Source organism: Plesiocystis pacifica SIR-1, assembly GCF_000170895.1.
In the GTDB taxonomy this organism is placed as follows: Bacteria; Myxococcota_A; Polyangia; order Nannocystales; family Nannocystaceae; genus Plesiocystis; species Plesiocystis pacifica.
The window spans coordinates 92,730-112,000 of record NZ_ABCS01000018.1 but is presented as its reverse complement, the minus strand read 5'-3'; the positions used below and the strand labels follow the sequence as shown (position 1 = coordinate 112,000).

The 19,271-nt window shown below is 63.5% G+C and carries 12 protein-coding genes; 10 read left to right on the top strand and 2 right to left on the bottom strand.

Annotated features, from left to right (window positions below):
- Positions 1–195: 195 nt before the first annotated feature.
- Entirely contained in the window at positions 196–753 is a 558-nt protein-coding gene (locus tag PPSIR1_RS11885) for an RNA polymerase sigma factor (protein WP_006971304.1), read from the top strand.
- On the opposite strand, the gene PPSIR1_RS11880 is transcribed toward PPSIR1_RS11885, so the two are convergent.
- A complete protein-coding gene (locus tag PPSIR1_RS11880) occupies positions 750–1,094 on the bottom strand; it encodes a helix-turn-helix domain-containing protein (RefSeq protein WP_045115850.1) in 345 nt (114 codons plus the stop codon). The genes PPSIR1_RS11885 and PPSIR1_RS11880 overlap by 4 nt on opposite strands.
- On the bottom strand, positions 1,091–1,606 hold the full coding sequence (locus PPSIR1_RS11875; protein WP_006971302.1) for a hypothetical protein: 516 nt from the start codon (positions 1,604–1,606) through the stop codon (positions 1,091–1,093). Before PPSIR1_RS11875 ends, PPSIR1_RS11880 begins: the two co-directional genes overlap by 4 nt.
- A gap of 317 nt (positions 1,607–1,923) precedes the next feature.
- Here PPSIR1_RS11875 and PPSIR1_RS11870 point away from each other — a divergent pair, with 317 nt between their 5' ends.
- The 9 genes from PPSIR1_RS11870 to PPSIR1_RS51195 all read left to right on the top strand — a co-directional run bounded on the left by PPSIR1_RS11870 (position 1,924) and on the right by PPSIR1_RS51195 (position 19,271).
- Positions 1,924–3,255: a M16 family metallopeptidase gene (locus tag PPSIR1_RS11870; RefSeq protein WP_045115849.1), complete on the top strand. Its 1,332-nt coding sequence runs from the start codon at positions 1,924–1,926 to the stop codon at positions 3,253–3,255.
- A gap of 41 nt (positions 3,256–3,296) precedes the next feature.
- On the top strand, positions 3,297–4,691 hold the full coding sequence (locus PPSIR1_RS11865) for a M16 family metallopeptidase (RefSeq protein WP_157595461.1): 1,395 nt from the start codon (positions 3,297–3,299) through the stop codon (positions 4,689–4,691).
- 33 nt (positions 4,692–4,724) lie between these two features.
- A complete protein-coding gene (locus tag PPSIR1_RS11860) occupies positions 4,725–4,979 on the top strand; it encodes a helix-turn-helix domain-containing protein (RefSeq protein WP_006971299.1) in 255 nt (84 codons plus the stop codon).
- A gap of 173 nt (positions 4,980–5,152) precedes the next feature.
- The gene (locus tag PPSIR1_RS11855; RefSeq protein ID WP_006971298.1) at positions 5,153–12,355 is read left to right on the top strand and encodes an AHH domain-containing protein; all 7,203 of its coding nucleotides are present in this window, start codon (positions 5,153–5,155) and stop codon (positions 12,353–12,355) included.
- Positions 12,352–12,909 carry an imm11 family protein gene (locus PPSIR1_RS11850; RefSeq protein ID WP_006971297.1) on the top strand — a complete coding sequence of 186 codons (558 nt, stop codon included), beginning with the start codon at positions 12,352–12,354 and terminating at the stop codon, positions 12,907–12,909. The genes PPSIR1_RS11855 and PPSIR1_RS11850 overlap by 4 nt, the downstream gene beginning before the upstream one ends.
- Before the next feature lie 1,050 nt (positions 12,910–13,959).
- Positions 13,960–14,418: a hypothetical protein gene (locus tag PPSIR1_RS49240; RefSeq protein ID WP_198154496.1), complete on the top strand. Its 459-nt coding sequence runs from the start codon at positions 13,960–13,962 to the stop codon at positions 14,416–14,418.
- Positions 14,355–15,629 (top strand): DNA cytosine methyltransferase, encoded by a 1,275-nt coding sequence (locus tag PPSIR1_RS51200; protein WP_157595460.1) that lies wholly within the window; start codon positions 14,355–14,357, stop codon positions 15,627–15,629. Before PPSIR1_RS49240 ends, PPSIR1_RS51200 begins: the two co-directional genes overlap by 64 nt.
- Positions 15,629–17,170: an ATP-binding protein gene (locus tag PPSIR1_RS45960; protein WP_086001241.1), complete on the top strand. Its 1,542-nt coding sequence runs from the start codon at positions 15,629–15,631 to the stop codon at positions 17,168–17,170. The genes PPSIR1_RS51200 and PPSIR1_RS45960 overlap by 1 nt, the downstream gene beginning before the upstream one ends.
- Positions 17,082–19,271, top strand: a complete 2,190-nt coding sequence (locus PPSIR1_RS51195) for a Z1 domain-containing protein (protein ID WP_086001254.1) — start codon at positions 17,082–17,084, stop codon at positions 19,269–19,271. Before PPSIR1_RS45960 ends, PPSIR1_RS51195 begins: the two co-directional genes overlap by 89 nt.

Genomic DNA, 19,271 nt, shown 5'->3' with positions numbered 1-19,271 from the left:
ATCCTCCTCGAGGGCGAGCCACTCGCTGAAGCTCAGCAGCTCGTCGCGCGGACGCCCCGCGCTCTCGTCCTGAGTCCCCATTGATGTCGATGAAGCCTAACACCCACGGTCTATTTCAAAGTCCGCGAACTTCGTCGAAGTTTGCCTGTTCTTCGGTCCAGTCGCGACTTCGCGCGCTCGTGTACGCTGACCGCGATGCGCCTGGACGAGCTCTATCGCGATTATCGTCGCGCCCCCGATGGTCCGGCCAAAGAGCGCCTGGGCCGTGCCCTCGAGCGCTTCTTTGTCCGCCACTTCTCCCGACGCTGTGGCTCCGCGAGAGCCCCCGACTTGAGCCAGTCGGCGGTCGAGACCGTGTGGCGCAAGCTCCCCAACTTCGAGCCCGAGCACGACGACGCCTTCACCCGCTGGGTGACGCGGATCGCCCACTACGCCGTCCTCCACGAGCACGAGAGAAGGCGAGCCAAGGCCGTCGAAGCCGGCGAATTCGAGTCCGTCGAGTTCCAGCACCCCAAGACCAGCCCGAGCGGTCGAGTCCGCGAACGCGAGCGCATGCGTCTGCTCCGGAGCGAACTCCGGCGCCTCCACCCTCGTCTGCGTGGGGCGCTCGAAGATCAGCTCCGAGGTGGTGATGTCCTGGGCTATGCCCGCCGTCAGGGCCTGCCACCCGCGACCGTCCGCACCCACCGTCGGCGCGGGCGTGAGGCCCTCCGTCAGCGCATCGAGCTGCGCGAGCGGACACCCTCGCGTTAGGCCGTCTCGTCTCGGCGATCGAGCTCCGCGAACAGCAGCCGCAAGACCGCGGTCGCCAGCTCGATCTCCTCCACACTGCGCGTGCAAACCATGTCCACGAGCTCCCGGGCGATGTCGCGCTCGCCGATCTCGAAGCCGAAGAAGACCGTGCTGAGCATGAGATCGAGGCCCAGGCACAGCTTGTCCAGGGTGTCGAGGCTGGGCGAGAAGACTCCGTGTTCGAGGCGGCGGATCGTGTCGGAGGACAGGCCGCTGTGCTCTGCCAGCGTCTCTTGGGTCATGCCGCGGGCCTGTCTCAACGAGCGGACATACGCACCAAAGCGGGCCCTCGACCGGCTCACAGGACACGCTCCCCCTGCCGAAGACGGTAGCGCGTCGAACTGGTCCGACCGATGCGCTCGACCACGCCGGATTCGATGAGCCGAGCGAGCGCGGCCTGGAGCTTCCAGCGCGGCCCGCCCACGAGGTCGCGCAACAAGCCCGAGCCTACCCAGCCCTCTCGGCTGTTCTCCGCGTGGACCCCAGCCCGGGCCTCTTCGAGGACCTCACGCACGAAGGCGTCGAAGTCGGGGCCGACGGCGTGGGTGGCTGCTTCGAGGCGAGCTGCGTCAGCGCGGCTCACCGGAGCTCGCGCAGGCGGACGACGGCGCAGGATGACGACAGGATCCGCGAGGACAAACTCCCCGAGCTGCAAGTCGCGCAAGACCGCGGCGTAGCGCCCCTCGCCCTCGATGTGCTCGAGCAGCTGCCCCAGCGTCCAGCTTGGGTGGGCCCGCAGAGCCTGTACGACCGCGCGGCGCTCTACCTGGTCGAGGAAGGGCGCGAGGATCGAAGCCAAGTGATGCGTCGCCACTTCTTAGTTTCATCAGGCGAAGGAGCTGGAAGTTTCAGCGGGCGCCCAAAAAGTGAGAGGAAGCCTCGTGGCTGGGGTATCCGCTATCTGCAAGCCTACTGATCACCAATGCGACTCTCTGGGGGACAGCTCGTCTCGCTCATTTACACAGGCTGACCAGGCTGACCTGCTGGGGACATGTCGGCTCGAGCTCTCGTGATACCTGGCAGGTGGATCTCGGGGCCGACGACCGCCCGACCTGCCATGCTTCACCTCGCGGATCCCCGCCGTGCATCTTCACGCTTTGCGAACGGGGCGGCTGTCGCTATCACTTGGCCATGCTTCGAAGAGCAGCCGCGTGGGTCACGGTCATTCTCCTCACCCTCGCCCCAGCCAGCGCCAAGGCCAGCGAGCTCCTCGCCAACACGCACTACCAGCTCGACAACGGCCTGGAGGTCGTCCTCGTCGAAGACGACCGCCTCCCTCTCGTGGCCGTGAACCTCACCTACCACGTGGGCTCTGCGCACGACGGCAGGTCCAGAGGCCTCGCGCACCTCACAGAGCACTTGATGTTCAGGGGCTCTCGGGATCTCGACGACGGCGAATACTCCGCGAAGATGAGGAGCGCCGGAGCGCTGTGCAACGCCTCGACTCACCCGTCTCGGACCTCCTACCACTGCCTCGTTCCGACGAATCAGCTGCCCCTTGCGCTGTGGATGGAGTCGCATCGCATGGCCTACGTCCTCCCGGCCTTGTCCTCGATCAAGGTTCAAGAGGAGAAGGTGACGACGATCGACGAGTGGCGCTTTCGGGTCAGCTCCCATGCCACTGGGGACAGCCTCGAGGACTTACTGACGACGGTCTATCCCGCTGGTCACCCTCTGCAGCCCGCGACTCCCGCGTGGATCGAGAAGCTTGGCCTCGGCGATGCTCAACAGTTCATCTCGACCTACCACGGCCCCCAAAACGCGACCCTTGTCCTCGTCGGTGACCTCCCAGAGGACGTGCAGCGCACCATCAGCCTGGACTTTCGGCGACGAAAGGGAGGGCAACGCCCGGCGAGTCCGAAGGCCGCGCCCCCAGAACAGACCCAAGAGCGTCGCGTCGTCCGTCAGTCCAAGGTGGCGACCTGGCCGACGGCGATCATTCACTGGCAGACGCCTGGGCTGTTCGAAGCCGGAGACGCCGAGGCTGATCTCGTCGCTGGCGTGCTCGAGAACATCTTCTACGACCTCGCCGAACGTTCGGCTCCAGGTGTTCTGATGGCGTTCAGCGCCGAGCAGCAGAGCCACGTCGGCGTCTCGAGCCTCTCCGTTCACCTCGCAGGTGCGTCGACGGCCTCGCCGGAGCAGCTGCTGGCGCTCTTCGATGAGCTCTTCGACGAGATCTTTGATGATCTGAGCGAGCAGTTCCTGGAGAAGGAGCGCCGCCAGCTCCTTCGTACAAATTACCAGGCTCTCCAAAGCCTCGGGGCCCGCGCTGCGCGAATTCAGATCTACGTCAACGCGGGAAAGGACCCCGACTGGCTCGATGAGGATCTCGCCCGCTATGACGGGGTCACGCTCGAGCGCGTTCAGTCCTTCATCACGACCTACCTTCGGCGAGAGCTGAGAACGGTCATCTTGTCCCACCCCGCCGAGCGAGCGCCCACCAAACAGGGGGCGCGATGACCTGGACACGGCGTCACCTGTTGAAGGGCCTCAGTGGGTCCGTGCTCCTCGGAGGGTGCGGAACGCCAGCCTCGTTCGTGGGCAGCGAGCATGAGCCACCGACGACTCCCGAGACGATCACGGTCACCTTCCCTCCGATCGCCCGTCACGAGTTTGGTGGGGACGCGCAGCTGTACATGCTCGAAGACCGGAGCAGCCCGTTGGTCTCACTCGGAGTGTGCATCCAGGCAGGCTTCGCGGATGATCCGGTGAACAAGGAGGGCCTCGCCCGCCTCGTGGTTTCGTGCATGCGGCGCTCGGGTGGGGGACACCTCGAGGGGCTCACGACGCTCGGCGCCGAGCTCAGTAGTCGGCTGCGGCCACAGAGCATCGGGCTGCGCTGTACGGTCGAGCGCAAGTACGCCGCCCAGGCTCTCGCCCTCCTCGTGCGCGGCTTCTCGAAGCTGGACCGCGACCCTGCGCTGTTCGAGCGTGAACGGAACGCGCAGCTCGAGCTGCTTGGGGCGATGCGCTCCGACCCGAGGTCTCTGGGCGGCCACGGGATCGTGTTCGCCAGCCTTCCGGTCGCCCCGGCGTCGCGCTCGCTGGCGACGGGCTGCCCCGAGAGCGTGGCCTCGATCAGCCATGAGGACTTTCTCCGCTGGGTCGACGCACACCTGCGACCGAGCCGACTCAGCTTCGCGCTCGCAGGGAACCTCAGCCTCGACGAGGCCAAGAGCTGGGCGATCGCTGCGGCGACCGGGTGGACGGTCGCAACCCGGACGCCCGCTTCACCGACTCCTCCCGTCCCGATCGACCCCGACCGTCACGGAGCCGTACTCACGCCGCTCCCGGGGATGCAGGACGTGATCTTGAGCTATGGCGGGACCGAGGCTCCCTACGGCGCTCGGGACCGAGTCTTGATCGAGACGGCCAACTCCTTCGTGGCTAGCTTCATCAACAGGAAGCTCCGCACGCACCTTCGTGCTGCCTACGGCGTCGACTGGCAGGCCTGGCAGACGCGCTCCGAGATCGTTACGCAGTACTTCGCCCCGGTGACGCCGGAGGCCCTAGCCCCAGCGATTCAGGGGTGTCGGCGACAGCTGGAGCAGCTCCAAGACGATCCGCAGATCCGCAGGCGCGCCGGGTTGATAGCCAATGAGAACCGGTTGGCGCAGTACGTCGCGCAGATGCGTCGGTACGAGACGACGAGCGCTGCGTGTGGGCAGCTGCTGAACATGGCGGACGTTCGCCTACCCGTCGAGCGTGCGTACCGAGAACTCGACCAGCTCTACGCCCTGGACGGCAGCAAGATCGCCAGCGTGATTAGCGAGCGCTTCGCGCCTGAGAAGATGCGCTGGAGCGTCGTGGGGCCTCCAGAGGCGATCGAGCGAGCAGCCGGGTCCTTTGGAGCCGCCAAGGTCGTCCGCCGGACGGTCGAGGGCCTGGTCGGGTGAAGCGTCTGAGCGATGCCGCGCTATTCTCTCAATATGGCGGACGCCGGTGAGCTGAGCGCCCACGAGCTCATGACTGAGAATCTGCGTCGACTGACGCAGCTCGGGGGGATTCCGCTGACGGTCGTCGCGGATCGAGCGGGGATCGATCGTCGAGAGCTGTTCGCGGTGATGGCAGGGGAGGTCGATCCAGACCTCAACTGGCTGTGCCGTCTCGCGGCGGGGTTGGGTGTTCCGCTCTCGGCGTTGTTCATCGAGCCTGAGCCAAGGACCGAGAAGCTTGACAGCTGAGGTCGACGCAGCGACGAGCGCCCGAACCATCGACCAGACTCGAGGGTGGGGAGCAGTTGGGGATATTCGCGAAAGTGGAGTCTGAACGATCTGATGGACTCTTGATCGCAAATCCCAATCCGTGAGCCACTAAAGAGGTGTGGACCAGAGCGGATCGTGCCATCGGCCCAGCCTTGCTTCTCGCGCTCGCGGGGACGCTCATCAGCGCCCCCGTCGCGCTGGCGGACCCGCCCGTCGTCGACCCGCCGCCGACCGTCCTCCCGCCTGAGCCGCAGCTCACTCCGACCGCGCCGGTGGGCACGCTGCCCGGGAGCTTCGAGGTCACCGACACGGGCTCCGCGCACTACGCCATCCCCCTAGAATTGCCCCCGGCCCCAGGCGGGCACGCCCCCAACCTCTCGCTGGTCTACGACAGCGCCTCCGGTGATGGCTTGCTCGGCGTGGGCTGGGGCCTCGCCGGGCAGTCGGCCATCTCCCGGTGCGGGCCGAGCCTCGCTCTCGACGGGGAGCTGGCTCCGCTCACCTTCACGGACGACGACCAGCTCTGCCTCGACGGCCAGCGCCTCGTCCTCGCGTCCGGCCAGCACCTCGCCGTGGGCGCGGAGTACCGGACCCGCGACGACAGCTTCGCGCAGGTCCGGCTGCTCACCCCGAGCGAGTGCCCGGCCGGCATGGCCTTCGAGGTTCGCCGCGCCGATGGCCTCATCGACCGCTACGGGTGCAGCGACGACGGCCAGGTCCGCTCCCATGTCGGCACCCAATCCTGGGCGCTCTCCAGCCGCAGGGACCGCTTCGGCAACACGATCCGCTACGCCTACGCCTTCGAGACTCTCCCGACCCCCGAGGGCTTCTCCCGCGTCGACCACCGCCTCGCCCGGGTCGAGTACGGCACGCGCCAGGTGGAGCTCGAGTACGAAGCCCGGCCCGACGACGTCACCGGCTTCGTCCGCTCGACCGCTAGCGAGCTCGGCATCCCCACGGCACGGGCCCACCGCCTCACGGAGGTCCGCACCCTCGTCGACGACGACCTCGTCCGCCGCTGGCCGCTGACCTACGCCAACGACAGCATCACCGCCCGCTCACGCATTACGGCGATCCGGGAGTGCGCCGCCGATGGCGTGTGCCGCCCGGCGACCCGCTTCGAGTACTCCCTCGGCGAGCTCGCGGCTGACAACGAAGTCGAGGACACCTGGTCCTTCGACGGCGTGGCCTTTCCGCACACCTACTCGCAGTGGCACCACGACCCCTACGCCAGCGCCCAGGTCGTCCTCGACGGAGACGGTGATGGCCTCACCGACATCCTCGTCGCCTCCGGCAACAGCGGCGTCCCGGCCCCGATCAGCCGCGGCTGGGAGTTTTGGCAGATGCAGCCCGAGGCCACCGCGGTCAACGGGAACATCTGCGGCCACAACTACGGCGACGTCGACCCCGAGGACTGCCCCGAGGGCATGTACAGCCTCCCCGAGGGCCTCCGCTCCGAGGTGCTCTCGGCCTCGGACCCGCAGTCGATCGGCGTCGACCAGCCGATGTTCGCCTTCGACTACGACGGCGACGGCCGGGACGACGCGATCGCAGCGACGCAGACGGGCTCGCCCGGCTACCCCTACGGCTTCGCGGTGTGGGGCTTCCTGATCACCTCGCCGACCAAGGACGGCTTCGGCGACGTCTCCCTCGACATCTCCGGCCCCGACACGCCCGCGTGGATCTACGCCGCCGCGGACTTCACCGGCGACGGCCTGGGCGACCTACTCTACTGCCAGGGCGAGCCCGAGGACCTCGAGGGCTGGACCGGTACCTGGCGCCTGCTCCCCAACACGCCCGGCCTGGGCTTCGAGCCCGAGGCCGCCTTCGATACCCAGCTGCACTGCTCGGCCCTCGACAAGCTCGTGCTCACCGACCACGACGGCGACGGCGTGGCGAGCCCGCTGGTGATCACGGGAAAGGCCCCGGGCGCCGACAGCTGGCTCCCCGTTGAGCAGTGGGCGGACTACCGCGCCCTCGTCTTCGACGCGGGCCTCACCGAAGCGAGCTGGGCCGAGACCGGACTCCCGCCCGACGTCGTCCAGCGCTGGCGCTGGGCCCCCACGCCGATCCTCAACGTCCCCAAGGAGTACCCCTGGCACGGCCCTACCGTCGGCGTCGACAAGATCGTCGACGTCCAGGGCGACGGCCTTCCCGACATCCTCCGCTACGAGCTCCAGACCGGCGACGGCGTCGAGGACAGCCTCGACATCGCCACCTCCGTGCTCACCGCGGATCCGCCCCAGCCCGAGCTCGGCGGCGTGCGGCTGTGGCTCAACGTCGGCGGCCGCTTCGTCGACGGGGGCTGGGTCGCCCTCGCCGACGAGCCCGGCGGGATGCTGTTCCGGGAGTTCACCAGCGCCAGCCCCCTCGACTGGAACGCCGACGGCGCGATCGATCTGCTCGTCCCCTCAGCCGAGACCCAGAGCTGGACGGCCTGGCTCTCCCAGCGCGATGGGAGCTTCGCCGTCGAGCCGCTCCCCGACGGCCCCACCTGGTGGACCCAGGTCTCGATCAACGCCCGCTCCCTCGCCGCCATGGACGTCGACGGCGACGGCCTGCACGACCCGGTGTTCTGGTCCTTCGCCCTCAACGGCCACTGGGACATCTGGCGCCACCGCGGCGAGGTCCCGGATCGCATCACCGCGATCACCGACGGTATGGGCCAGCGCGTCGAGATCGACTACGCCTCGCTCACCGACTACGAAAAGCCCAGGCTCGAGGCGTTCGACCTCGACGCCTGCAGCTGGCCCCAGGACTGCGCCCGGAGCCCACAAGTGGTCGTCGAGCGCCATCGCATCGACACCGGCCTGGGGTCGACGCAGGCCCCGATCTTCCGCGAGTACACCCACCGCTACGAGGGCCGCCGCAACGATCGCCTCGAGCGGCGCGGCCTGGGCTTTCGCCGCCACGAGACCACCGAGTGGGTCGACGGCGTGGCCGTGGCCCAGCGCACCCGCTCGTTCTGGAACCACCTCTACGACGAGGACCTCGCCGCGAGCCCCTTCGCCGGGCGCCTCGCCAGCGAGACCGAGCAGCGGCGCGACCCCGAGACCGGGCGCGTCTGGGCGAGCCGGACCGCGCGGACCTTCGAGGCGGAGCCCACGGTCCCGGGCGCCTACCACGTCGTCAGCAACCTGAGCGTCTCGAAGGTCTGGACGCTCCCGGGCTGCTTCGCGGATTTCTCCCTGGGCTTTTGCTCGTCCGAGGAGCTCACCGACGAGCACTTGCTGAGCCAGACCACCCACAGCGTGTTCAGCCGGGACGCGCTGCTCATGCCGCTCCAGGAGCGCGCGACCACGGGGATCGCCAACGGCCCCGACGTGGTCACCACCGCGCGACGCCAGATCGAGCACGACCTCGATACCTGGCTCCTAGGCCAGATCGTCCGCGAGACCATCACGAGCGTCGGCGGGCCGGGGGGCCCCGACTCCGTCGCCCGGACCACGGCCTACGCCTACGACCCGGACACCGGCGCCCTCGCCAGCGAGACCCGCGAGCCCGAGCACCCGCTGCTCTACCTCAACACCGCCTACCTGCGCGACGCCTTCGGCAACGTCGAGAAGGTCACGCACACCGACTTCTTCCTCCACTCCCGCGAGCTGACGATCGCCTACGGCCCCGACGGCGTGTTCCCGATCAAGGTCAGCAACGCCCTGGGCCACTCGCGCTCGATGCAGTGGCACCCCGGCCTGGGCGTGCTCGTCGACGCGACGACCATGGCGGGGCTTCGGCAGATCGTCGACATCGACGGCCTTGGCCGGACGACGGGCGTGCGCGTCTACGCGGCCAACATCAACAAGGCCCGCGGCGACGACACGACGCTCAGCTACCTCCCTAGCTCCGGCGGCGGCCTGAGCGTGCGCGTGAGCGCCCTGGGCCACGGCAGCGAGGTCACCGACTACGACCGCCTCGGCCGACCGGTGCGCGAGGCCTGGGTGGGTCCCGACGGCCTCCAGCGTGAAACCCGGACCCGCTACGACAGCGAAGGCCGGGTCCACTCGAGCACGCTCCCTAGCTTCGGGGGGCAAGTCCCCCCGGGCCAGCACGCCTTTTCCTACGACGGCGCGGGCCGGCTCTCCCTGCACGAGTTCCCCGACGGGAGCTTCGAGCGCTGGTACTACAGCGGCCTGACCACCGAGCACCGCGACGCCGCGGGCGAGCGCAGCGTGACCCGGGTCGACGCAGCCGGGCGCGTCGTCGAGCGCACCCGGGCCGGCGGAACCCCGGACGCCGAGCGGCTGTGCTTCGACCACGGCCCCTTCTCTCAGGTGGTCCGCGTCCGCCCCGACTGCATCGAGCCCGGCGAGGACCTGCTCCTCCCGCCTGGCGAAGCCCCGGCCACGGTCAAGACCTTCGAGCACGACCGCCTGGGTCGGCTGATCGCCAGCTACGACGCCCAGGAGGGCCACCAGGACTTGGCTTGGACCGCCTTTGACGAGCTCGCCTCCGTCGTCGACGGCAATGGCCTGCTCACGGAGTTCGGCTACGACGAACTCGGCCGTCTCGACGCGCGCATGGACTCTGACGGCCTGAGCACGTGGACCTACGACGAGCAGACCCCGGGCCTGCTGAGCGCCTCTCTCTCCGCCACGGGCGTCTCCAAGGCGATCAGCTACGACGCCTTCGCGCGGCCGATCAGCGTCGTCAACACGATCCACGGCGAGGACTTCGTGACCCGCATGGCCTACGACGACCGCGATCGCCTCGCCCGCGTCCACTACCCGGCGGCCCCGCACGTCGCCCCGATCGGCGTGAGCCACACCTACAGCGACGAGGGGGCGCTGCTCGAGGTCCGCGACCAGTCCGGCGAGGCGCTGTGGACCGCCGAGGCCTTCGACGAGCACGGCAACCTCACCCGCGAGCGCTTCGCCAACGGCCTGGTCACCGAGCGCGGCTGGGATCCGCTCACCGGCAAGCTCCGGCGCATCCAGACCCTCGACCCCGAGCTCGGCCCCGCGGATCCGCTCCAGGACCTTCGCTACGACTGGAACCCCGTCGGCACCCTGGCCGCGCGCGAGGACGTGCGCGGCGGGCAGCGGGAGGACTTCGGCTACGACCACCTCCACCGCCTGGCCATCACCCGGGCCCTGAAAGGGGCCAAGGTCCACGAGCGCCACTTCGCCTACGACAGCCTCAGCAACCTCGCCTACGCCACCGACGTCGGCGAGTACGAATACGACGGCCTGGGCCGGCTGACCCTCGCGGGCGGGGTGGGGCACGTCTGGGACGATGCCGGCCTGCTGCTCGAGCGCACCGACGCCGAGGGCACCGCCAGCTTCGAGTACACCGCCTTCGACAAGCCCTGGCTGATCACCCGCGGCGCCCACGAGCTCGAGTTCGACTACGACGCCGACGAGGGTCGGGTCTGGCGCTACGACAGCGCGAAGGAGCAAGAGACCGTCTACGTCGGCGGCCTCTACGAGCGGGACACCCGGCCCGCCGAAGGCGGCGAGGAGCTCGAGCACCGCTACTACCTCTACGCGGCCGACCGCGTCATCGGCGAGCTGCGCTTCACCGTCGGCTCGGATCTGATCGTCGAGCAGCAGCAGCGCACGATCCACGACGACCACCTCGGCTCCGTCGACCTGGTCACCGATGAAGCCGGTCACGCCGCGCAGCGGCGCTCCCACGACGCGTGGGGCAAGCTGCGCGACCCCGACGACTGGACGACCCCCGACGAGTTCCTCGAGCCCGGGGAGGTCAACCGCGGCTTCACGGGGCACGAGGGCCAGCTGGACTTCGGGCTCGTCAACATGAAAGGCCGGCTCTACGACCCCAAGCTCGGGCGGATGGCCAGCGCGGACCCCTTCGTGCCCGCGCCCGGGGTGACCGCGGGGTGGAACCGCTTCGCCTACGTGGTCAACAACCCTGTCTCGCTCACGGACCCTTCCGGGTTCTCGCCTGCCCCCTCTTCCGAGCCTGCCTCCCCGGCCTCCGACGCGCCGACCTCCGCCGACTCGACCTCTCCCACCATGGAAGGCGCGAACAAGAGCGGAAGCACCTTTGTGATTCGGGAGGTCGCGCCGAACGAGTTCGAAAGCCACACCGACCTCGGGGAATCCGAGGCTGGAAGCCCAACGGATCATGGGCCCGATAGCCCCGAAGCCGAAACCGCGGACCAAAACAGCGGAAACGCCGAGAGCGAAGCCGAAGCCCGGGGTCCCGCGGGGGAGGCCTCCGGGGCGCCTGGGATGGCCGAAAGCACGGGGAGCGACATCGGGCTGGGCGTCTTCGATGGGCTCACCAACCTCGCCTACTCGAACGATCACTTGGGCATGGCGGTCGCGGCCGTCCGGACAGCCTCCACGGGAGACCTCGGCGCGCTCACCAACCGCGCGGCCTACGAGCGGGGTCGTGTGGGCGGCCTGCTGGGCAGCGAGGCCATCGCACGCCAGCCCGACAGCATCCCCTACCACGCGACCATGCTCCTGACGGAGATGGCGGCGACGGCCGGGGTCGGCGCGGTCGAGGGCCTGGCGAGCGGCGGCCGCTCCTTGCTTCAGCGTGCCCTGTCCCAAAACGGCGGCGGCATCCGGGACGCCCTCATGGAAGCTCTCCCCGAGTTCGGCTGCTTCCTCGAGGGGACCCCTGTCCTGACGCCGGACGGGCCCGTACCCATCGACGAGCTGCGCGCGGGAGACACGGTCCTCGCAGCCGACCTCGACGAGCGCGGAAATGTTCTGGGCTTCACCCAGCAGATCATCACGGGAACGAGCGAACGACAGGTCGATGAGCTCCTCCGGCTGACGCTCGATGCCGACGGTGAGCGCCTAACTCTGACCACCACGCCCGACCACCCCTTCTATGTGCCGGAGCTCGACGCCTACGTTCGGGGCGAGCACCTCGGCGAGGGCACCCAACTCCTCACCCTTGGCGGCGAGCCCGTGAAGCTCATCGGTAAGGCCTCGCTACCCGGACCGGCGGCCGTCTTCAACCTCGAGGTCGAGGGCACGCACAATTACTTCGCCATGGTGGACGGCGTCGCGTTCCTCGTCCACAACGGCGGCTGCTCGAGGCGCCTGGGCAAGAACCTGATCGCCGCGGGCTTCACGAGGCCCCATGGGCACGCCGCGCACCACATCGTCGCCAAAGCCGCAAAATCTGCCAAGGAGGCCCGTCTCAGGCTCGAAAGGCTTGGGATCGATATTGACGACGCAGTCAATGGTGTATTCTTGCCCCAGACAAAGGCCGCGAAAGCGACATCGCAGGCTGCCTACCACCCCAAACTCCACACCGAAAAGTACTACATGGCGGTCACCAAGCGACTACGACGCGCCAAGACTAGCGAGCAGGCCACGAAGATCCTCAACAGGATTGCCGATGACTTGTCAAAGGGAGTGTTTCCATTTTGAGAAGCATCTACGAACTCGAGAGTGACGTCGGCAACTTCCAGGCTTACGTACACGCTTCGGAGTCTGACCTCGAAGTGATGATGGCGGTCCGAGGTCTTCCTCTCATCACCGAATGGTCTCCACCCAGGGTTGTCAGGAGTGACGAGCCTGGTCCGCGCAGCGACTGCCCCAGCCTCTTCGGAACGTCTTCTCCATGCCTCAGTAAACGAGCCCTGGACATCCTCGGAGATGTCCTTCTTGCCAGGGGCGAGGCTCTGCCGGTCGACTGCGAAGACGAGCCGCTTTTCATCTACAACTGCACCCGGTTCGCGGATGTCCTTGACGTTGAGCGGAGCGGCGTTGAGTGGGGCGAGGGGGGGCAGTCCCCACAGGACGAGTCCGACAACATCCTGTGGGTCGAACGGATCGTATGGAAGCCGGAGGCATATACTGAAACGGTTTTCCGCATCCCTAGGATCCAGCACTCTCCGACTTTCATATCGAGCGAAGTCCGTCAAGCGATCGAGGCATCAGGGCTTCAAGGCTTCCTCTTTGAGGAGCTAGAGGGACTCTAACCCACCGACTGGGGGCATGACCCAGAGCTCCTGACACTGGTAGTATCCCCCCTAGCTAGCCAGAGGTCGGCCGTTTGGAGTTGCCCTTGTCAAATCGGACAGTTTTTCAGCCCTGGCTCGTGCCACGGAATTCCCGCGCACCACATCGTCGCAAAGGGAGCCAGGCGGGCCGAGCGGACATGGAAACTGCTCGTGAAGCCGGGCTGATAGCGAGGTGGGTCAAGCGACTCGATTTTGACACGCGGGAGTTCGACCTGCCCGAGGCTGAGTAGCTCGGGCCATGACGCGATTACCGCGCTGCGGGAAAGGCGCGTAAAAACCCTAGCTCGGTGGACGTTCCTCCGTAGAACCGTGTACCGTCGAGGCATGCAGAACCGCCCCTGCTCGAGTTCCCGATCGAGAACTGCCGTCGGCTGACGGAGGAGAGGGGATCTCGTTGGGCTCGTGGCACGGGCAAGTGTCAGCGTGAGCATGCAAGCAGGACGCGCCATGTGCTCAGTGTGCAGTTCCCCTTTGAGCGCCCGCAACACAAGTGGTTTCCTTGTTGTTTTCTGACCCTTACAATCCCAGGCTCGTGAGCACGGACAACACTGAGCGAGTCGAGGGGAAGACCCGCAAGAAGATCCTCGAAAAGGACCAAAAGATCCTTTGGTCACGAGCCGCCGGTCGATGCTCCAAGTGCCGTGTGCCTCTGACTCTGGATACCGAGGTCCGCTCGGTGACTCTCGGTGAGATGGCTCACATCGTCGCGGCTGAGCATGATGGTCCTCGGGGCAATTCACCTCTTACGACAGACGAAAGGCGCCGATACTTCAATTTGATACTTCTTTGTGGCCACTGTCATACTGTCGTCGATGAAGCTCCTGACGCATATCCCGTCGAGGTCTTCATCGGATCAAAGATGAACACCAAGAGTGGGTTCAGGAGTGCCTAAACGTCGAGGAAGTTTCACTAGAAAATAAGGTTTACATTAAAGTTATCGACTCAATAACCATTGCGCTCTATCTTGATCAGTGGGATGAAATTGCGCGACACGCCGTTTCGAACACCATGCCGCGCCGCCTTGCTGGTGCTCGTCGTCAGATGCAGAATATTGGCGCTGGAACAATCTGGCCTGGGACCTATCCGCAGCTAGAGAATTCGATCATGGCCCTATGCGACCGGACCCTTGCTTATCTCGATCACTTTCGAAAGAATGCGGTGGATTCGGGTAAAGGATACTATCATGAGGACAAGTGGTGGGCAGAGCAGGCCTGGGACTCGGATGTCTATGACGACGCCCTTCATGAATCCCGAAAATGGCAGCTTGAGTCGTTCTATAGGTTTGTCATTTTGGCCCGGACACTCGACCAGTTTTCAGAACACGTTCGGCTGTCAGTGAGTAAGAAGTACTTCTTGGTAGAAGGGCTTTTTCTGGTTCGAGAGCGTACTGACCGTGACCAGATATGTCGTCTCAGCCTGGAAAGTGCCCAGGAAGCTCTAAAATCAATCACTGCGGAAACCAAGTAGGCACCGTGGCTCACACGAAGCATCCGTCAATCTCTCTATTTACTGGAGCCGGTGGTCTTGATCTCGGGCTTGAAAAGGCAGGGTTTCAGGTTCGACTGTGTGTGGAGAAAGACACGGCTTGCCGCTCGACGCTTCGTGCCAATAGGCCGGACTGGCCTCTATCCACACCGGGGGATATCCATCTGGGAGAGTCTAGCTCTCTCATGGCCCAAGCCGGTGTCCAGCGCCGGCAACTCTCCCTTGTATCGGGCGGACCTCCATGTCAGCCCTGGTCAAAAGCTAGTTTGTGGACCGACGACGGAACTCTAGGCTACGGCGACCCTCGAGCGGCGACGATCGATGCCTACTTCTCATTTGTCGCGGCCACACTTCCCCAAGCCCTTTTGTTGGAGAATGTTCCTGGGTTGGCATCGCCAAAGGGCGGGGCGCTAAAGCTGATTGAGCATCGTCTCGCAGAGATCAACTCTGCCCATGACAGTGTCAACTATCGACCCCATGCATTCCTTGTAAATGCTGCTGATTATGGGGTGCCACAGTTCCGTCAGCGTCTCTTTGTCTTGGCGAGCATCGAAGGGAAAGACTTCAGTATGCCATCGCCGACACATGGTGACGGCGCGCTGGAGTATATCACTGCCTGGGATGCGATCGGTCACCTTGACAACAAACGTTGGCCAAAAGAGCTGTCTCCAACAGGTCGCTGGGCAGGCCTACTTCCTAGCATACCCGAGGGACACAATTACCAGTGGCACACGAGTCGCATGGGAGGGGAGCCACTGTTCGGCTGGCGAACAAAGTACTGGAGCTTCCTTTTGAAATTGTCCAAGAGCAAGCCATCTTGGACAATTCCTGCTGGGCCAGGGCCTTCAGCGGGGCCATTTCACTGGCGGAATCGCCTACTGTCGGTTGAGGAACTCGCCGCCCTCCAGACATTCCCCGAGGACTATCGATTTGACGCGAGCCGTCACATCTCACATCGTCAGATCGGCAATGCAGTCCCATCTGCGATTGGTGAACTACTAGGCCTTGAGATTCGACGGCAATTCTTTGGAGAGCGGGTCAGGCGAACCCTTCGTCTACTGCCAGAGCGAGCTTCGCGGCCTATCCCACGCCGTCACCCAGTTCGCCCAGTTCCAAAAGAGTTTCTTCATCTTCGTGGGAAACACGCTGCCCATCCAGGGACTGGCAAAGGCCCGTCTCCGCGGCGGAGGTAATGATGGTCAAAACGATCGATATTCGTCCAGAAGTAGCTATGTACTCTGCGTTCGCGCGGCTGAACTACACTCCCTGGCACGCACTAGCAGAGTTTGTGGACAACTCTCTTCAAAGCTACCTAGCGAATAAGAGGGCGCTAAGAAAGGCCGATGGGTCAAACTATACCCTCAGGGTAGACATCTCGATAGACGATGGTCTCATCACGATCATTGACAACGCTGCGGGGATCGCGGAGAGGGATTTTGGGCGAGCTTTCCGTCCGGCAGCGGTTCCTCCTGACAGAACCGGCCTGTCAGAGTTTGGCCTTGGAATGAAGGCCGCCGCTTGCTGGTTTGCTAAGGAGTGGAGTGTCCGGACATCTGCACTAGGCGAAACTGTTCGCCGCGAGGTATACTTTGACGTCCCCCAAATATCGACTTCAGGACTGGATAAGGTTGCAATCGTTTCAAGGAAGGAGGCGAAGAACCGACACTACACCCATATAGTCCTCAAAGACCTCAATCACCAGCCTCGGACTAAGACAATTGGGAAGATAAAAAGCCACCTTGCGTCCATTTTTCGAAAATTTATCCTCTCAGGAGAGCTCTTACTCTGGGTGGGTGATGATATGCTTTCTTACGAAGAACCTGAGATGCTGGTTGCCCCACACTACAAGAGGAAGGGCAAGCCCCGTTTGTGGAGGAAGGATATATCAGTTGTTCTTGATAATGGTGCCCAAATTGAGGGGTGGGCGGGTCTGCTCGACAAGGGGAGCGCTGCAAACGCAGGTTTTGCAATATTTCGAAGGAAGCGCCTGATTCAGGGCAGTGTTGGAACCGCCTATCGACCAGAAGAAATATTCGGAAAATCGAACAGCTTTGTGTATCAGCGCCTGGTTGGAGAGATCAATGTAAAAGGGTTCTCTGTCAGTCATACCAAGGATGGTGTTCAGTGGTACGAGTTGGAAGAGGAGATAACAAAACGCCTCAAAAAGGAATTGGATAAGGGAAGCCTTCCTCTGATCCAGCAGGCGCTCCACTACCGGAAAGGGAGGACGGCGTCTCCTCCGACAACGATGCATCATGCTGCACAGGATGCGACGGCGAATGTAGTGCAGAGTCTCCCCCCTGTCGTTGACGAGCAACTTAGCCGCAGCCCTGACAACCCTCCCAGTCCTCCGCGTAGGCTCACTACCCCAAAAGAAGGTTCATCCAAGTCAGATGGGCTGATGAAGCTTGAGCATGCGGGACGAACTTGGCGGATATCGGTTCAGCTAGAAAATGGGGCAGAGTCCGACAAGTGGATTCGACACTCATTCGATCCGAGGAAGACTCGGGATCGAATTGTGATCCGAATTAATACTCAGTTCCCCTTTCAGAAGAGGTTCGCTACGCCGGATCACAGTGAACTCATACCCTTTACCCGTATTGGTGCAGCACTGGCAATCGCTGAAATCACTGCACGAGAGAGTGATGTCCCCAAGGCGGGGATCGTTCGCCAAAATTTCGACGAATTGCTTCGGGCCTTATCTGGTCCTGTGGGAGAGTACCAAGATGATTGAGCAGCAAGGACTCAGTGCTGCAGAAGGACTAGAGAGTTTCCTACTGCGAACTGAGCGAGTGCCCGCTGCAAGTGTGGTGTCAGTCAAAGAAGAGTCTGCACGAATACTAAAGTCTTGTGTTCCCGTATCGAGGGAAGTGGGCCGGCTTACAGGTCTTGTCTGTGGCTATGTTCAGAGTGGAAAAACTCTGTCGATGACCATGGTGACTGCAATGGGGCGGGACCTGGGATACCGGTTGTTTATCTACATTGCGGGGGGGACGAAGAATCTCGTCGATCAAACTTGGTCACGGCTCTCAAGTGACCTGCGTGAGGCCGCGTCTCCATGGTCCTGGTTGTTGCTCAAGAATCCCAAGGGGCGAACAAGCATCGAGCCTCTCACGGCATGCGTCCGAGAATGGAAGGCTGAAAGTGCTCAAGATCGGAAAGATGCGCGGGTTGCCGTTATCGTAGTGATGAAGCATCACAAGTGGTTGGCACATCTCACAGATGTAATTGCGAGCCTTGATCTGGATGGATGTCCTACGATCATCTTCGATGATGAGGCAGATCAGGCCAGTTTGAACACAAGGCCAGATGAAAAATCAGGCCCCTCAACGACGTATCAGAGGATTCATGAATTGCGGGCCGCAATACCTCACAACTCTTATCTTCAGTACACAGCCACACCCCAAGCTCCTCTTCTGATATCTCAAGTCGACACTCTGTCTGCCGATTTTGCGGAGGTGATTTCTCCGGGAGGCTCCTACACAGGGGGAAAGTCTTTTTTTGGATCAGAGAGAGAGGGCTTGGTTAGGGATATTCCATCAGATGATATTTGTGACTCTCCGAATGATATCCATGGGACCCCGCCTGAGAGTCTCGTCGAGGCACTTCGTTTTTTCATGCTAGGTGTGTCAATCGGAGAGTTGGATGGCGACTCTGGCCACCGGTCGATGCTAGTTCACCCTTCGCAGCGAACCGCTGTTCACGATGCTTATGTTCATTGGTGTACCTCCATTGTCAGTGGCTGGGCCAAGGCGCTACTGAACCCTAGCGATGACTCGTCCTCATACGGGGCGATTGTCGGTGAGTTCAGGAAGTCTTACGAGGATGAGTTTGGAGGCGTCCCTCGCGTCCCTCCCTTTGGCTCAATAAAGAAGCAACTCCCACTTTCCGTGAATCGAGTGTCCCTTACCAAAGTCAACAAAGATGGCGAAGAGGTGAAGTGGGATAATGCGTACGCTCATATATTGGTCGGGGGGGAGAAGTTGGGGCGAGGGTATACTGTTGAGGGGCTGACGGTGACATATATGCCTCGTGGGCCGGGTGGGTTTACCGCCGACACGATACAGCAGCGAGCACGGTTTTTTGGTTATCGTAAGTCATATCTGTCACTGTGTAGGGTCTACTTACCTGCGTCTGTGCGGGAGATCTATGAAGGGTACCTTCGGCATGAGGAGCGAATGCGAAAAGATTTGGCGTCCTATAGCGGGCGGTCGCTCAAAGACTGGCGCCGCGCGTTCTACCTGGAGTCAAATCTGAAACCGACCCGAAATAGTATCCTGTCGACCCCCTACATGCGGCCGCGTTTGCCGGATGGTTGGTGCTGGGCTTCTCGTCCGCACATTGACGAAGGTTCTTCCTCGCAGAATACGCGACTTGTCGAGCACGTTCTGTCCCACTTGGTTTTCTCGACAGTGAAGGGTTTCGAGCGACATCGAGTTGCGACCGTTCGGCTGCAAGGTGTCTTTTCGAACTTCCTGGCTCATTTAGCCTGGGCATCCACGGATGACAGTGTGAAATACTGCTCTGCAAACTGTCATATCGCCGATCTTCTTGATGATGACTTGGGGGCAGAGTGTTCGGTCTTTTTGATGGACGATGGTAAGGTCCGAACGCGCTCTCTGGATCGAAGGGACCGAGTGAAACAGCTTTTTCAAGGACGCTCAAGCGCGGGAGCTGATCGGTATCCAGGTGACCGATCTTTTCAAGATCCCGACCGGCTGTCAGTGCAGATCCACCACCTATCCCTAGAGGTCGGCACGGCGAAGCCATGGGTGGGGTATGTGGTGGCACTCCGGCTGCCAGAAGTCCACAGCACCATTGTTCAAGCTCGATGA

What these genes read in the sequence shown, in the direction of transcription:
- PPSIR1_RS51195 (WP_086001254.1), top strand. Translation starts at nt 17,082, where the DNA reads ATGTCCCCAAGGCGGGGATCGTTCGCCAAAATTTCGACGAATTGCTTC.
- PPSIR1_RS11870 (WP_045115849.1), top strand. Translation starts at nt 1,924, where the DNA reads ATGCTTCGAAGAGCAGCCGCGTGGGTCACGGTCATTCTCCTCACCCTC.
- PPSIR1_RS51200 (WP_157595460.1), top strand. Translation starts at nt 14,355, where the DNA reads ATGTCGTCTCAGCCTGGAAAGTGCCCAGGAAGCTCTAAAATCAATCAC.
- PPSIR1_RS45960 (WP_086001241.1), top strand. Translation starts at nt 15,629, where the DNA reads ATGATGGTCAAAACGATCGATATTCGTCCAGAAGTAGCTATGTACTCT.
- PPSIR1_RS49240 (WP_198154496.1), top strand. Translation starts at nt 13,960, where the DNA reads ATGCCGCGCCGCCTTGCTGGTGCTCGTCGTCAGATGCAGAATATTGGC.
- PPSIR1_RS11885 (WP_006971304.1), top strand. Translation starts at nt 196, where the DNA reads ATGCGCCTGGACGAGCTCTATCGCGATTATCGTCGCGCCCCCGATGGT.
- PPSIR1_RS11860 (WP_006971299.1), top strand. Translation starts at nt 4,725, where the DNA reads ATGGCGGACGCCGGTGAGCTGAGCGCCCACGAGCTCATGACTGAGAAT.